The organism is Longimicrobiaceae bacterium (genome assembly GCA_035696245.1).
GTDB lineage: Bacteria > Gemmatimonadota > Gemmatimonadetes > Longimicrobiales > Longimicrobiaceae > DASRQW01.
In genome coordinates, this window is record DASRQW010000547.1 from 1 (window position 1) to 12,595 (window position 12,595).

A 12,595-nucleotide genomic window follows, 5' to 3' on the forward strand; every position below is an offset into this window, starting at 1 on the left:
CTGCACAGCTGCTCGGCCTTGGTCCACATCGCGTCGGCGTTGGTCAGGTCGTTCATGCCGGCGTACGCCTGCGCGGCCAGGTAGTAGTGCAGCGGGTTGTTCGCGTCGGCCGCGATGCCCTGCTGCGCCGAGGTGAGCGCCGCCTGGTACAGCGGGGCCGCCGCCGCGCCGCGGATGACCATGGTGCGGTTCAGGCTGCCCTCGGCCGCGTTGGCGAACGACGTCACCGCGGGGGCGGCGCCGTTGCAGGTGACCTGCGGAAGGCCCGAAGCCGCGCGCCCGGAAGCCGCGGCGCCGCCCGCGCTGGGGCCCGTGGCGCCGCCGCCGGTGCCCGTGGTGGCGCAGGCGCCCGCCGCGATGCCCAGGGCCACGACCAGCCCACGTTCGAATCTCATTGACCGACCTCCGTGATGGGGATTGATGCCGCTCCCGCCGGGAGCGTGCGGACTGCATTCGTCAGGGCGCGGGGGACGCCCCGGATCGTCACCCCTCGGCGGCCACGCCGTCGGCCAGCATGGCGCGGTACGCGGCCAGCGGGGTGATGCCGAGCCGGGCCGCGGCGCGCGCCACGTCTTCGAACTCGGGCTTGGCGCGCTCGCCCCCGCCGGGCAGGGCCGAGCGCTTCACGCGGACCTCTTCGCCGCGCCACGTCACGGTTTCGGTGCGCCGTGGCAGCGTCTCGCGGCGCACGTTCCAGAAGCGCACCCCGATGGACGAGCCCGCCTGGAACATCGCGGCGCGCACCGCCTCCAGCTTCGCGGGCGCCGTCACGGCCTCCACGCGCACGCCGGGGCGGCCCTTCTTCATCAGCAGCGGCGTGGCCGTGCAGTCCGCCGCGCCGGCGGCCAGCACCGCGTCCACCAGCGGCGGCACGTACTCCGGCGAAAGGTCGTCCACGTCGCACTGCACCACCACCATCGCCTCGCCCTGCCCCTCGCCGTCCTCGATCACGATGACGCGCAGGCAGTTGGGCCGGTCCTGCGGGTCGCGCGTGCCCGCGCCGAAGCCGTCTGCCAGCGGGGTGAACACGGCGGGCGGCTCCGCGCCGCCGGTGAGCGCCTGGATCAGCGCGGCTCCGGTGGGCGTGGTGCACTCGCCCTCGAAGCCCGGGTCGCGCACGGGAACGCCGCCCAGCAGCTTGAGCACCGCGGGCGGCGGCACGGGAAAGTGCCCGTGCGCCATGTCCACCCAGCCGCGCCCCAGCGTGACGGGCCGCGTGTAGAAGCGCTCCACGCCCAGCTCCGCCGCGCCCGCCACCGAGCACAGGATGTCGACGATGGCGTCCAGCGCGCCCACCTCGTGGAAGTGGACGCGCTCGCGGGTGCTGCCGTGAACGCCGGCCTCGGCGTCAGCAAGAAGCGTGAACGCATGGACCGACCGTTCCTTCACGTGCGCCGGTGCTCCCGTGCCCTCGATGATCTTGACCACGTGGTGCAGGTGGCGGTGCGCGTGCTCGTGCGGGAGCTCCAGCAGCAGCCGGGTGCACGCGATGCCCTTGCGGTCCACGCGCTCCCTGCCGACGCGGATGTCGCCCAGCTCCAGGCCCGCCACGAAGTCCTGCAGCCACTCGAGGGGAAGCCCCACGTCGAGCAGCGCGGCGACGGTCATGTCGCCGCTGATCCCGCTGAACGGGTCGAAGATCAGGCCGCGCAATTCATCCTCTGGAGCGGGTTGGAAGAGCGATCCAAAGTAGATTCCGCCGCCCCGCCCGTCAAACGCCCATCTACCTCGTTGCAGCGTAAGGAGTTCCGCCGCCCTCCACCGCTCCGATCCGTCCCACGCGTCGCTCCGCGGGCCTTGATTCGGCCTCATCACGGCCGAAAACCGTCCAGCGTGGATCTCGATTAGAGCATGCAGGGGGTGCGGCGGGAGATGCGGGAAGACGGATGGCCGGCAGATGCGCGGCGCCTACGCGTCTCCCGAGCGGAAGTGCTCTTCCCAGCTCAGCACGTCGCCCTCCGGCAGGGCGGTGAGGCCGTGGCGGCGCAGCATGTAGAAGACCTGCGCGCGGTGGTGCATGCCGTGAGTGACCACGTGGGCGAGGACGCCGCCCAGCGTGACCTCGGTGCGCTTGCCGGTGCGCGGGTCCGTCCACGGCTCGTCGGCCCGCCCCTCGTCCCGGATGCGGCGGGCGGTGGACGCGAGCGCGGTCTCCGCGGCGGCGAGGCGGGCGGAGAGGCAGTCGAGCGACAGGGCGTCGTCGCCGGCCGGGCGCTCGCGGAGCGGCTGGCCTTCCAGCGCGTCGCGCCACGCCTCCATGTTCCAGATCACGTGGTCCAGCGTGGGCCGCACGCCGCCGGGGCCGATACCGAGATTCTCCTCCAGCTCATCGGCGGAAAGCTCGCGGGCGCGGTCCAGCACCTGGCGCGTGGTCCACGCGTCGTGCGCCAGCAGACGGTCGAGGACGTCCATGCGGGATTCGTTTCGTTGGGGAGGATGCGCGGCAGTGCATCAACGCGCGGAACGGCGCCGGTCTGACGGGAGATGCAGGGCGGTGATGCGAATCGGCCGGGATGCCGCGGCTCCGAAACACCGATGCCCATCTACCGAGGCACCTGACGGAGGCGGCGGATTCCGGTTGGATCAGCCGCCGTACATCTCCCGCAAAACGCAGCCGGGAGATGCGGATGCGGAGATTCCGTCGACCGCCTCACATCTCCCGAAACGCTGATGGGAGATGCGGATGCGGCGCCGGCTAGTGACGGAAGAGGCGGCGGCCGGTGAAGACCATCGCGGCGCCGTGCTCGTTGGCGGCTGCGATCGTCTCCTCGTCGCGCACGGAGCCGCCGGGCTGGATGATGGCGCGGATGCCCGCCTCCGCCGCGGCGTCCACACCGTCGCGGAACGGGAAGAACGCGTCCGATGCGAGCGCCGCACCGGCGAGGTCGAAGCCGTTGTCGCGCGCCTTCATCACCGCGATCCGCGACGAGTCCACGCGGCTCATCTGCCCCGCGCCGATGCCGAGCGCCATGCCCTCGCGGGCGATGAGGATCGCATTGGACTTCACCGTCGCCACGGCGCGCCACGCGAACCGCAGATCCGCCCACTCCGCCTCCGTCGGCGCTCGGTCCGTGACGACGCGCCAGCCGTCTTCCGGGAAGCGCATCGCCAGGCGGCGCTGGGCGACGAAGCCGCCGCGGACGCGCTTCCAGTCCACCTCGTCCGCCGGCGCGGCGCCCACCGGAAGCTCGATTAGGCGAAGGTTCTTCTTCTCGGAAAGCAGCGCCAGCGCGCGTTCGCTGAACGACGGCGCCACGATGGCCTCCACGAAGTTGGGCCGCAGCAGCACCGCCGCCTGCTCGCTCACCGGCGCGCTGAACGCGATCACCGAGCCGAACGCGCTGGTGGGGTCCGTCATCAGAGCCTTCCGGTACGCCTCCGCCACGTCGCCGCCCACGGCGATGCCGCACGGCGTGGTGTGCTTGATGATCGCGCACGCCGCCAACTCCTCGCCCGCCCACGCCGATATGGCGAGCACCGCCGCATCCACATCGATCAAGTTGTTGAACGACAGCTCCTTGCCGTGCAGCTGGCGCATCTGCGGAAGCCCGCCTTCCCCACCCCGCTCCGCGTAGAATGCCGCCGGCTGGTCAGGATTTTCGCCGTATCGAAGATCCTGCACCTTCGTGAGCGACAGCCTCACGTCCGCCGGGAAGCCCGCATCCGCCGAAGGCTTCGCATCTCCCACAGCCACAGCGCTTTCGGCAGCGGAAGACAGGTATTCGGCGATGGCGCCGTCGTAGGCGGAGGTGTGCGCGAAGACCTTGGTCGCCAGCTCGCGGCGCACTGCGAGACCCGCATCTCCCGGCGCGTCCAGCGATTCGAGCACGCGCGCGTAGTCCGCGGGATCGACCACGACCCACACGCTCTCGTGGTTCTTCGCGGCCGACCGCAGCATGGACGGCCCGCCGATGTCGATGTTCTCGATCGCATCCGCCAGCGTGACGCCCGGCCGCGCGATGGTCTCGCGGAACGGGTAGAGGTTCACCGCGACGAGGTCGATGTTCTCGTAGCCCTGCTCGGCCATCTGCGCGGCGTCTTCCGCGTGACCGCGTCTGCCGAGGAGGCCCGCGTGCACGGCGGGATGCAGCGTCTTCACGCGGCCGTCCATCATCTCCGGATGGCCGGTGACCTCGCTCACCTCGGTGACGGGCAGTCCTGCGTCGCGCAGCCCGCGCGCCGTGCCGCCGGTGGAGAGCAGCGTCCACCCACGCTCGTGCAGCGCGCGCGCGAAGTCCAGCAGGCCAGTCTTGTCGGAGACGCTGAGCAGTGCTCTGGGCATGTGCTTTGTAAAGCTCGGAAGATGCGATGCAGTCCGCAGATGCGCGCTCAGCCGTCAGCCCGACACCGGAGGTGGATCTGCCGGTGGAAGCCGCAAGGTCGCGCGGATGGACGCGTCCGCGGGCGTCGGCGCATGCACGAGGTCGAACGCGAGCGGGCCGGGCGCTGGCGCATCGACCGGACCGCCCGTGACGAAAGCCTCCACGGCGTTCGGGAGCAGCACGTGCTCCACGGCGAGGACGCGCGCCGCCAGCGATTCCGGCGTGTCGCCGGGGAGGACGGGCACGGGCCACTGGGCGATGATCGCGCCCTCGTCGTACCGATCGTCGACCAGGTGCACCGTGGCGCCGGAGACGCGCGCGCCGGACTCGATCACGGCGCGGTGCACGCGCATGCCGTACATCCCCCGCCCGCCGAACGACGGCAGCAGCGCGGGATGGATGTTCAGCATTCGCCCGCGGAACCGCTCCACGACGCTGACCGGGACGAGCTGCAGCCACCCGGCGAGCACGACGAGGTCGATGCCGCGCGTCTCCAGCTCGGCCACGAGCCGCGCGTCGAACGCCTCCGCGCCCATCCCGCGCGCGTCGAGCACCACCGCATCCACGCCCGCGCGCGCTGCCCGCTCCCCGGCGCCGATGCCCTCGCGCCCGCACACCACCACCTCCACACGCGCGACCGGCTCCGGCGCGCCGTGCAACCGGTCGAGCAGCGCCTGGAGGTTGCTGCCCCCGCCCGAGGCGAGAACGGCGATGCGTGCGGGCATGCGCAAGACGTGCCTCCGGTGGGGGTGCGCGGACGGCGGCAAGATAGGCGTTGCGCCGCAGGAGCGTCAACCAAACACGCGGCATCCGGAGATGCGGCGTTTGCAGCATGGTAGCGTGGATGCAATTCCTTGACAAAAGGGCGCCTGCCGCGATTGCTTAGAAGGACGCGAGCGATGACAACGCCGTGCGCTCGCCCCTTCATCGCTCGGACGGTTGCAGCGAAAGGAGCAATCGGGATGGGAAAACTTGCACCCAAAGCGTTGCCCGGCCACCAGGCATTGCGGAACCTACACAAGCGCCTCCACGATCCGCGAGCCGCCGAGGTCACCGCGCGCGCCTTGGAGGCTCTGGATTGCGAGCTCTTCCTAAAAGAGTATGAGCAGGCGTACTCGGACCTGCGCGACAATCCTGGAGCATGGGCCGAAGTCGAAGCGGAACGGCGCGGCTTCGACGCAAGCCTGATGGACGGCATCGAGCCAGAAGAGCCTTGATGCAAGTCCGCCAACGTGAGGTTTGGTACGTGAACTCTCGCCGGTGGAGGGAAGCGAGCAGGCAGGGCTGCGGCCGGCCCTGGTCGTCTTGCGCGACGAGTTGAATCGCACCGGCATGTGCATGGTGGTCCCGGGAACCACCCGGCTGAAGAACCGGCCGGGCCGTGTCACCCTCCCGCACGGCGAGGGCGGCGTGGAGCGCGAGACCTACCTGCTCTGTGATCAGCTGCGGACCGTGGACTCGGTCCGGATGCGGCGGAGGTGCGGCAACGTCGACGCCAGGTACCTGGGCCAAGTGCTAACGATCGTCAGGTACTTCCTCACCGTACCTTGACCAGCCGCGAGCAAGAAAAAGGCGGACACCCGTGGGGTGCCCGCCTTTTCTTTTTCGAGGTGTACTTCCGGGGTTCAGCCCCGCCGAGCCTCAGCCCTCGTCGAGGGCTTCGCGCTCGCGGCGGATGGCGTCGGCGGCGGCGTCCAGCAGGTCGCGGTAGCCGGTGCTGTTGGCGCGGTGCCCGGCGATGTCCACCAGGTCCGCGCAGGCGGCGCGCATGCGGGCCTGCCGGGCGAGCGTGCCGTCTGCCGGCTGGCCGCGGCTGGGGTTGTGGACGCGCAGCTCGTCGCGCCGCACGGAGGGAGAGACCGCGCGCTCCGGGCTCGGCTCGCGCGGGCCCAGCACCTGTCGCACGGGCAGCGTCATGCGGTGGTCCGACGGGTCGCCCTGCCGCACGGTGACCAGCGCCCACGCGGTGCCGTCCTCGTCGTCCACGTAGAAGGTGCGGTCCTCGCCCGCGACCTCCACCGCGTTGCGTACGGTGCCCTCCAGCGCGGCGGACCACCAGTTCTCCAGCGGCGGCGCGCCCACAACCACGCGCACGCGGCGGCACGGCGTGGGCTTGCCCTCCCAGTAGGTGGGAAGCTCGATGCCCGCGTACTCCAGTGCCGTCATCACCACTCGGTCCATCCCGAAGCCGTCGTCGGGCGTCTCCGCCTCTTCCGGCACGCCGCACGCGCACTCCCACTCGTTGCGCGCGCAGGTGGAACACAGGTCCAAATCGTCGATCAGCTCGGCCACCAGCAGGAGAGCCGCCGCGTAGTCCATCTTGTCGCGCCGCTGCTCGCCGGGCACCAGCGCGTCCACCAGGTCCTGCGCCGTCTTGCGAATGCGGGCACGGCGCAGCCGCTCGCCGTCGTCCACGACGGGAACGTCGCGCGGGCGCATGGGCGGGCTGCGGTGCCGCCGGAAGTGCTCCCAGAACGCAGGCCAGCCGGGGTCGCCTTCGCCGCCGCTGGCGCGGGGTCCGTCCATGAGTGCCTGTGGGTTGGGGTCGCGGCGAGCGGCGCGGACGGGGCAGACCGCCCCGTGCGCGACCGCGTCGGCCGCCGTGCTGCCGCTAGACCAGGAAGGGGTTGGTGGTGCGCTCGTGGCCCACCGTGGTCTCCGGCCCGTGGCCGTTGTACAGCGTCGTCTCGTCGCCCAGCGTGAGGATGCGCCGGCGGATGGAGCGGATGAGCGTGCCGTAGTCGCCGCCCGGAAGGTCGGTGCGCCCGATGGAGCCGCGGAACACGCAGTCGCCCACCAGCGCCATCCCCTGCCCCACCAGCGTCACGTGCCCCGGCGCGTGGCCGGGCGTGAAGCGCACCTCCAGCTCGCACTCCCCGAAGCGCACCGTGCCGCCGTCCGCCAGCTCGGCGTCCACCGGCGGCAGCGGGTCCAGCCGAAGGCCGAACATCTGCGCCTGCGCGGGCGCGTTGGCGTAGAGGGGCGCGTCGGCCGGGTGCATGTAGATGGGCGCGCCCGTCTCGCGCTTCGCCAGCGGCAGCCCGTCCACGTGGTCGATGTGCGCGTGGGTGAGGACGATGGCCTCCACCTTCGCGCCGCTGTCGCGCGCCGCGGCCAGCATCTGCGGCGTGGCGAAGCCGGGATCGACCAGGATGGCGGCGTTCGTGGCCTCGCAGATCACGAGGTAGCAGTTCTGCGCGAACGGGCCGCCGGTGAAGCCGCGGACAGTCGCGTGCCCCTTCGCCCCGCCTGCGGTCGGCGGGTGCGCGTCGCCCCCGGCCGATGGATGCTCAGCCACGCAGTGCCTCCAGCACCTCGCCCGCCCCGTGCGCGCCCGCGGCCGAGTACGCGATCCGGCCGTCCGTCCCCACGAGGAACGTAGCGCGGCTCACCTCGCCGTCGTCGCGCATCACGCCGAATGCGCGGGCGATCTCGCCGCTCTGGTCCACGATCAGCGGAAAGTCCAGCGTGTACTTGTCCACGAACTCGCGGTGGCTCTCGGCGCTGCCGGGGTTCACGCCGAAGCGCGCCACACCGGCCGCCTCGTAGTCCCGGCCTTCGTCGCGCGCGGCGCACATCTGCCGCGTGCAGCCAGGGGTGTCGTCCTGCGGGTAGAACATGAGGAGCACGGACTGCCTGCCGCGGAAGTCCGCCAGCGACACGGTGCCGCCGTCGCTGGTGCGCGCGGTGAAGGCGGGCGCCTGCTCGCCCACCGCGAGCGGCGTGGGGGTCTCGGCCATCCGGTCCTCCCGATCGTGTTGTGGGGTGGTGATTGAAGAATGGTGCGGAGCGTCCCAAAAGGCAACGGATCACGACGCCCACATCCGGGAAACGGCCCCAAGATGCTGGATTTCCGTCCTTGCGCCACTCCGTACGCCCGTCCGCACCGTGGCACCGAACGCACGCTGCGCAGAGCCCGCCGCCGTCCGGCCCTGCACCCTCGTCTTTCGACGCGGAGAAACGGTGGATGCACGGCAGCGGCTCCCGGCGGCGAGCAACATATCGGCGGATGCGAACCGGTGCCACCCCGCGCGCCACTGCCGATGCGGCGCAGGTCATCGGCCGATGGTCTTCGCGCCTCCCAACCGTCGTCCTGGCCTCACACGCAGATGGGCGGCTTCCCGCACGGGAAGCCGCCCATCTGCCGAACGTTGTTCCGCGCCGAGGGTCAGGCGCAGCCGCAGCCGACGGTCGTCGCCAGTCCCGCGCGCTCCAGCGCCTCTTCCTCCTGCGAGAGCGGACGCCAGCCGCCGGAGAGGTCGAGCATGCGGCGCAGGGAGCGCTCGGCGCGGACGCGGACTTCCTCGTCCAGCACCAGCTCGTGCTGCTGGTTGTCGAGGCACCAGGCCAGCTTGGCGAGCGTGTTCACCTTCATGTTGCCGCAGATGGCCGCGCCCGAGAGCGGCACCAGCGTCTTCTCCGGGAAGCGCTGCTTGAGCCGGTCGATCAGCCCGCGCTCCGTGCCGATGATGAGCTCGTCGTGCTCCTCGGCGATCTGCACCATCTTGCTGGTGGACGTCACGAAGTCCGCCTGCTCCAGCAGCTCGGCGCGCGCCTCGGGGTGGATGACGACCAGCGCGTTCGGGTGCTTCTTGCGCGCGGCGGCCAGCTCGTCGAGCACCAGGTCGTCGTGCACGTAGCAGTAGCCGTCCCAGGCCACGATGGAGCCCGGCTCCACCGGGCCGCTCTCGCTTCCGGCGACCACGTACGGGCGGCCGGTCTTCTCCGCCGTGTAGCGCGCCAGGTTGCGGTCGGGCACGAAGAGCACCGTCTGCTCCCGCGGCAGCGACTCCACGACCTGCACGGCGTTCGCCGACGTGCAGCAGATGTCGCTCTCCGCCTTCACCTCGGCGGTGGAGTTGACGTAGGCGACCACGGCCGCGTCCGGGTAGCGGCCCTTGAGCAGCCGCAGCGCATCTCCCGTGACGAAGTCCGCCATGGGGCAGCCGGCGCGCAGGTCCGGCATCAGCACCGTCTTCCCGGGCGAGAGGATCTTCGCCGTCTCGGCCATGAAGTGCACGCCGCAGAAGACGATCACGTCGGCGTCGGTGGCCGCGGCCTCCTGCGACAGGCCCAGCGAGTCGCCCAGGAAGTCGCTGACCTCCTGGATCTCCACGCGCTGGTAGTTGTGGCCGAGGATCACCGCGTTCCGCTCGGCCTTGCGCCGGCGGATGCGGTCCGCCAGCTCCTCGCGGGGCAGGCGGGCATATTCGAGCGGGGTGCGCAGAGCGTCGGAAATCTGGATCAAGGCAGCCTCCACGGGGTCCGAGTTCCGGCGCCGGACGGGCGCGTATGCCGGTTCAAGCGGCACAATGGTAACGGGTTCGTCCCCTTTGTACAACTGTTCCGGCCGGAATGTTCTCACAACGAGAGCGTTTCCGTTCTCGATTGGAGATCATTCCGGCCGAGTGGAGCTTCCGGATCAGTCCGCGAAGGGCTGGCGGGGGTCTGGCTCGCCGGGGATGCGGGTCACGCGCAGGCGGGCGGCCCACGTCTGCTTCCACGGCGCGGCGGGCCGGCGGCTGGCGGACAGGTCCACCAGCTCGATCTCGTATCCCTCGAAGCAGAACGAGCGCTCGTCGCCCGGCGCGGTGCCCAGGCGGAAGGCGTGCTCCCCATCTCCCGGCTTCCACGCCTTGCCCCAGCGGTACGTGCGCAGCAGCACCGAGGCCGCGTCGCCCGTCTGCATGCCCTCGGGCGGCGGGGGCTGCGATGGGTCGAAGTCCACCGAGAGCCAGACGTCCTCGATGGCCCGGATCCAGCCCTGGTGGAGCCAGAACGGGCGATCCAGCGAGGCGCCGATGCTCACGTCGAGGCTGGGATGTTCGAGCGACATGGGACGTTCTTTCCTGCGAAGTTCCAGGTGCGCACACACGCGGAGTGCGGCGGAGCAGTCATTTTCAACGCGGATCGCCGCGGATTCGCGTGCATCCCGCCACGGCCGAGCTCGGACGGAACGCATCTGCCGAAACGCCGGTCCGCCGTGTATCCACCGTCCACCGGATCGGCGCCGCGATGCCCGAGCGCCGGGCGTGGACAAGGGCTCGTCGCCCGCCGGCAGGCCGTCGCTTCCAGCGTCCTGTTTTGATCTATGACGTAGCATCGTATCAGAGGGCACCCAAACGCAAGGGGCCCGTGGGAACGATCCCACGGGCCCCCGCTCTGTTCGTGGTCCCGCCCGGCCGTGCCTACGCCGTGAACGAGCTGCCGCAGCCGCAGCCGCCGGTGGCGTTCGGGTTGTTGAACGTGAAGCCCGAGCCCTGGAAGGTGGAGACGTAGTCGATCTCCACGCCGGCCAGGTACTGGAGGCTGAACGGATCCACGAAGAGGCGGATGCCCTCGACTTCGAGGATCATGTCCTCCTCGCCGGCCTCGTCCTCGATGTTGAGGCCGTACTGGAAGCCCGAGCAGCCGCCGGGCAGCACGCCCACGCGCAGGCCCGCGCCTTCGCTGGCGCCCTGGTCTTCCATGTACTTGCGGACCTCGGCGGCGGCGGTCGCCGTGAGGCTCACCGGGCTGGTGCTGGTGGCGGTCTCGGTCTGCTGCATTGCTTCCCCCGCATGATGAGGTGAACGCGCGGGAATCGCGCGGAGACGGCGTAGCTATACACTTGCGGCGCAGCAGGTTCCGCATCGCTGCGCACACGTGCTGCATCTTCCGATGCTAAAGATACCGATTCCCGCCCCCGCGTCAATCGTTTCAGCCCTGAGGCGCCGCGGGGCCCAGGATCGCCTCCACGGCGTCCCACAGCGAATCGGCGACGGTGATGAAGTCCAGCTCGCGCGCCTCCTCGATCTCGCTCTCCGGGCTGCGGACGAGGATGGCGACGCCCCCGGCGCGCCGGGCCGGGATCACGTCACGCAGGCGGTCGCCCACGAAGTGCGAGCCCTCCAGCGACAGCCCGTGCTCCTTCGCCGCCCGCGCGAACATGGCGATGCCCGGCTTGCGGCAGCTGTCCTCGGGCGTCTCGTCCGGAGGCTCCGCGCAGTGGTACTCGGCGTCGAGCCGCGCGCCCTTCTCCGCCAGCAGCGCCTGGAGGCGGGCGTGCACCGCGGCGTACTGCTCCTCGGTGAAGTACCCGCGCCCGATGCCGGACTGGTTGGTGACGAGCAGCGCCGGCAGGCCGGCGGCGTTCAGCCGGGCGATCGCCTCGGCCGCGCGGGGCAGCAGCTCCACCCCGGCCGGGTCGGCCAGGTAGTGTCGGTCCACGATGATGGTGCCGTCGCGGTCCAGGAACACCGCGCGCCGCCCGCCCTGCCCCGCCGCGGCCTCGCTCATCCCGCGGTGATGTTGAAGCCCGCGTCCACGTACATCGTCTCGCCGGTGATGCCGGTGGACAGGTCCGATGCCAGGAACAGCGTGGTCGATCCCACCTCGCTGGGCTCCACGGTGCGCTTGAGCGGCGAGCGCTCGGCGGTGACCTTCATCAGGTCGCGGAAGTGCGCCACGCCCCGCGCCGCCAGCGTGTTGATGGCGCCGGCCGAGACGGCGTTCACGCGGATGTTGCGCTCGCCCAGGCCCACGGCCAGGTAGCGCACCGACGCTTCGAGCGACGCCTTGGCCACGCCCATCACGTTGTAGCCGGGGACCGCCTTCTGCGAGCCGTAGTACGTCATCGCCACGACGCTGCCGCCGCCGGTCATCAGCGGCGCCGCGGCGCGCGTGAGGGCCACCAGCGAGTACGCGCTGATGTCGTGCGCGGTGGAGAAGTCCTCGCGCGTGGTCTCCAGGAACGGGTTCGCCATCGCCGCCTTGGGCGCGAACGCGACCGAGTGGAGGAGGAAGTCCAGCTTCCCCCAGCGCTGCGCCAGGTCCGCGAACACGGCCTCGATCTGCTCGTCGCTCTGGACGTCGAGGTCCATGAGCCGCACGTCGCCCAGCTCGGACGTGGTCTTCCGCACGCGGTCGGCCATGGTCTCGCCCTGGTACGTGAAGGCGAGCTCCATCCCCGCCCCCGCGAGCGCCCGCGCGCACGCCCAGGCGATCGAGTTCTGGTTCGCGACACCCACGATGAGGCCCTTCTTGCCGGCGAGGAGGCCGGACAGCGCCGTATTCTCAGGCATTGCTCTGACTTTCGGGTTGTTGGGTTCGGCGCCGCCCCTTCCTGCCCGGCCACCGGATGAAGCACTCGTCTGGTTCTCGTGAGATGCGCCTCGACGCTTGACGGGTAGACCCGCGGTCCCCGGCCACCTCGCCACCGCCCCAGCCCCGCCTCCAACAGGCTCCCCTCCCCCAGGCAGTTTTGGGGGAGGGGCTGGGGGAGGGGGCCCGCC

Annotated in this window: 15 protein-coding genes; 2 read left to right on the plus strand and 13 right to left on the minus strand. The window is 71.1% G+C overall.

Translation table 11 applies throughout. From position 1 onward, the window contains the following. The 5 genes from VFE05_24310 to purN all read right to left on the minus strand — a co-directional run. Nucleotides 1-395 (minus strand): hypothetical protein (locus VFE05_24310; protein HET6233222.1); only part of this gene is annotated, 395 nt, incomplete at its 3' end. 88 nt (nucleotides 396-483) lie between these two features. Next, nucleotides 484-1,653 carry a nickel pincer cofactor biosynthesis protein LarC gene (gene larC, locus VFE05_24315; protein ID HET6233223.1) on the minus strand — a complete coding sequence of 390 codons (1,170 nt, stop codon included), beginning with the start codon at nucleotides 1,651-1,653 and terminating at the stop codon, nucleotides 484-486. A gap of 255 nt (nucleotides 1,654-1,908) precedes the next feature. Next, the gene (locus VFE05_24320) at nucleotides 1,909-2,412 is read right to left on the minus strand and encodes a DinB family protein (GenBank protein ID HET6233224.1); all 504 of its coding nucleotides are present in this window, start codon (nucleotides 2,410-2,412) and stop codon (nucleotides 1,909-1,911) included. 283 nt (nucleotides 2,413-2,695) lie between these two features. Further along, complete coding sequence (purH, locus tag VFE05_24325; protein HET6233225.1) at nucleotides 2,696-4,282, minus strand: bifunctional phosphoribosylaminoimidazolecarboxamide formyltransferase/IMP cyclohydrolase; 1,587 nt, start codon at nucleotides 4,280-4,282, stop codon at nucleotides 2,696-2,698. A 54-nt stretch (nucleotides 4,283-4,336) separates the two neighbouring features. Beyond that, complete coding sequence (gene purN / locus VFE05_24330) at nucleotides 4,337-5,047, minus strand: phosphoribosylglycinamide formyltransferase (GenBank protein HET6233226.1); 711 nt, start codon at nucleotides 5,045-5,047, stop codon at nucleotides 4,337-4,339. A gap of 237 nt (nucleotides 5,048-5,284) precedes the next feature. Between purN and VFE05_24335 the strand changes: the two genes are divergently transcribed. Both VFE05_24335 and VFE05_24340 read left to right on the plus strand, forming a co-directional pair. Then, nucleotides 5,285-5,539, plus strand: coding sequence for a hypothetical protein (locus tag VFE05_24335; protein HET6233227.1), 255 nt, complete (start codon nucleotides 5,285-5,287; stop codon nucleotides 5,537-5,539). A 22-nt stretch (nucleotides 5,540-5,561) separates the two neighbouring features. Beyond that, nucleotides 5,562-5,873, plus strand: coding sequence for a type II toxin-antitoxin system PemK/MazF family toxin (locus VFE05_24340; protein ID HET6233228.1), 312 nt, complete (start codon nucleotides 5,562-5,564; stop codon nucleotides 5,871-5,873). 90 nt (nucleotides 5,874-5,963) lie between these two features. On the opposite strand, the gene VFE05_24345 is transcribed toward VFE05_24340, so the two are convergent. From VFE05_24345 to VFE05_24380, 8 genes are all read right to left on the minus strand, one after another. Continuing rightward, on the minus strand, nucleotides 5,964-6,848 hold the full coding sequence (locus tag VFE05_24345) for a hypothetical protein (GenBank protein ID HET6233229.1): 885 nt from the start codon (nucleotides 6,846-6,848) through the stop codon (nucleotides 5,964-5,966). 85 nt (nucleotides 6,849-6,933) lie between these two features. Further along, nucleotides 6,934-7,620, minus strand: coding sequence for an MBL fold metallo-hydrolase (locus VFE05_24350; GenBank protein HET6233230.1), 687 nt, complete (start codon nucleotides 7,618-7,620; stop codon nucleotides 6,934-6,936). After that, a complete protein-coding gene (locus VFE05_24355; GenBank protein ID HET6233231.1) occupies nucleotides 7,613-8,062 on the minus strand; it encodes a peroxiredoxin in 450 nt (149 codons plus the stop codon). Before VFE05_24355 ends, VFE05_24350 begins: the two co-directional genes overlap by 8 nt. Nucleotides 8,063-8,490: 428 nt before the next feature. Further along, entirely contained in the window at nucleotides 8,491-9,570 is a 1,080-nt protein-coding gene (gene nadA / locus VFE05_24360) for a quinolinate synthase NadA (GenBank protein ID HET6233232.1), read from the minus strand. Nucleotides 9,571-9,744: 174 nt separating this feature from the next. Beyond that, nucleotides 9,745-10,158, minus strand: a complete 414-nt coding sequence (locus VFE05_24365) for a hypothetical protein (protein ID HET6233233.1) — start codon at nucleotides 10,156-10,158, stop codon at nucleotides 9,745-9,747. A 352-nt stretch (nucleotides 10,159-10,510) separates the two neighbouring features. Next, the gene (gene erpA, locus VFE05_24370; GenBank protein HET6233234.1) at nucleotides 10,511-10,870 is read right to left on the minus strand and encodes an iron-sulfur cluster insertion protein ErpA; all 360 of its coding nucleotides are present in this window, start codon (nucleotides 10,868-10,870) and stop codon (nucleotides 10,511-10,513) included. 151 nt (nucleotides 10,871-11,021) lie between these two features. Further along, a complete protein-coding gene (locus tag VFE05_24375; GenBank protein HET6233235.1) occupies nucleotides 11,022-11,600 on the minus strand; it encodes an HAD family hydrolase in 579 nt (192 codons plus the stop codon). Beyond that, the gene (locus tag VFE05_24380; protein ID HET6233236.1) at nucleotides 11,597-12,385 is read right to left on the minus strand and encodes an enoyl-ACP reductase; all 789 of its coding nucleotides are present in this window, start codon (nucleotides 12,383-12,385) and stop codon (nucleotides 11,597-11,599) included. The genes VFE05_24375 and VFE05_24380 overlap by 4 nt, the downstream gene beginning before the upstream one ends. Nucleotides 12,386-12,595 lie beyond the last annotated feature (210 nt).

Coding starts and splice junctions, on each gene's coding strand:
- purH (HET6233225.1), bottom strand. CDS start 4,282: ATGCCCAGAGCACTGCTCAGCGTCTCCGACAAGACTGGCCTGCTGGAC.
- VFE05_24375 (HET6233235.1), bottom strand. CDS start 11,600: ATGAGCGAGGCCGCGGCGGGGCAGGGCGGGCGGCGCGCGGTGTTCCTG.
- VFE05_24365 (HET6233233.1), bottom strand. CDS start 10,158: ATGTCGCTCGAACATCCCAGCCTCGACGTGAGCATCGGCGCCTCGCTG.
- erpA (HET6233234.1), bottom strand. CDS start 10,870: ATGCAGCAGACCGAGACCGCCACCAGCACCAGCCCGGTGAGCCTCACG.
- VFE05_24380 (HET6233236.1), bottom strand. CDS start 12,385: ATGCCTGAGAATACGGCGCTGTCCGGCCTCCTCGCCGGCAAGAAGGGC.
- VFE05_24320 (HET6233224.1), bottom strand. CDS start 2,412: ATGGACGTCCTCGACCGTCTGCTGGCGCACGACGCGTGGACCACGCGC.
- VFE05_24345 (HET6233229.1), bottom strand. CDS start 6,848: ATGGACGGACCCCGCGCCAGCGGCGGCGAAGGCGACCCCGGCTGGCCT.
- purN (HET6233226.1), bottom strand. CDS start 5,047: ATGCCCGCACGCATCGCCGTTCTCGCCTCGGGCGGGGGCAGCAACCTC.
- VFE05_24335 (HET6233227.1), top strand. CDS start 5,285: ATGGGAAAACTTGCACCCAAAGCGTTGCCCGGCCACCAGGCATTGCGG.
- VFE05_24355 (HET6233231.1), bottom strand. CDS start 8,062: ATGGCCGAGACCCCCACGCCGCTCGCGGTGGGCGAGCAGGCGCCCGCC.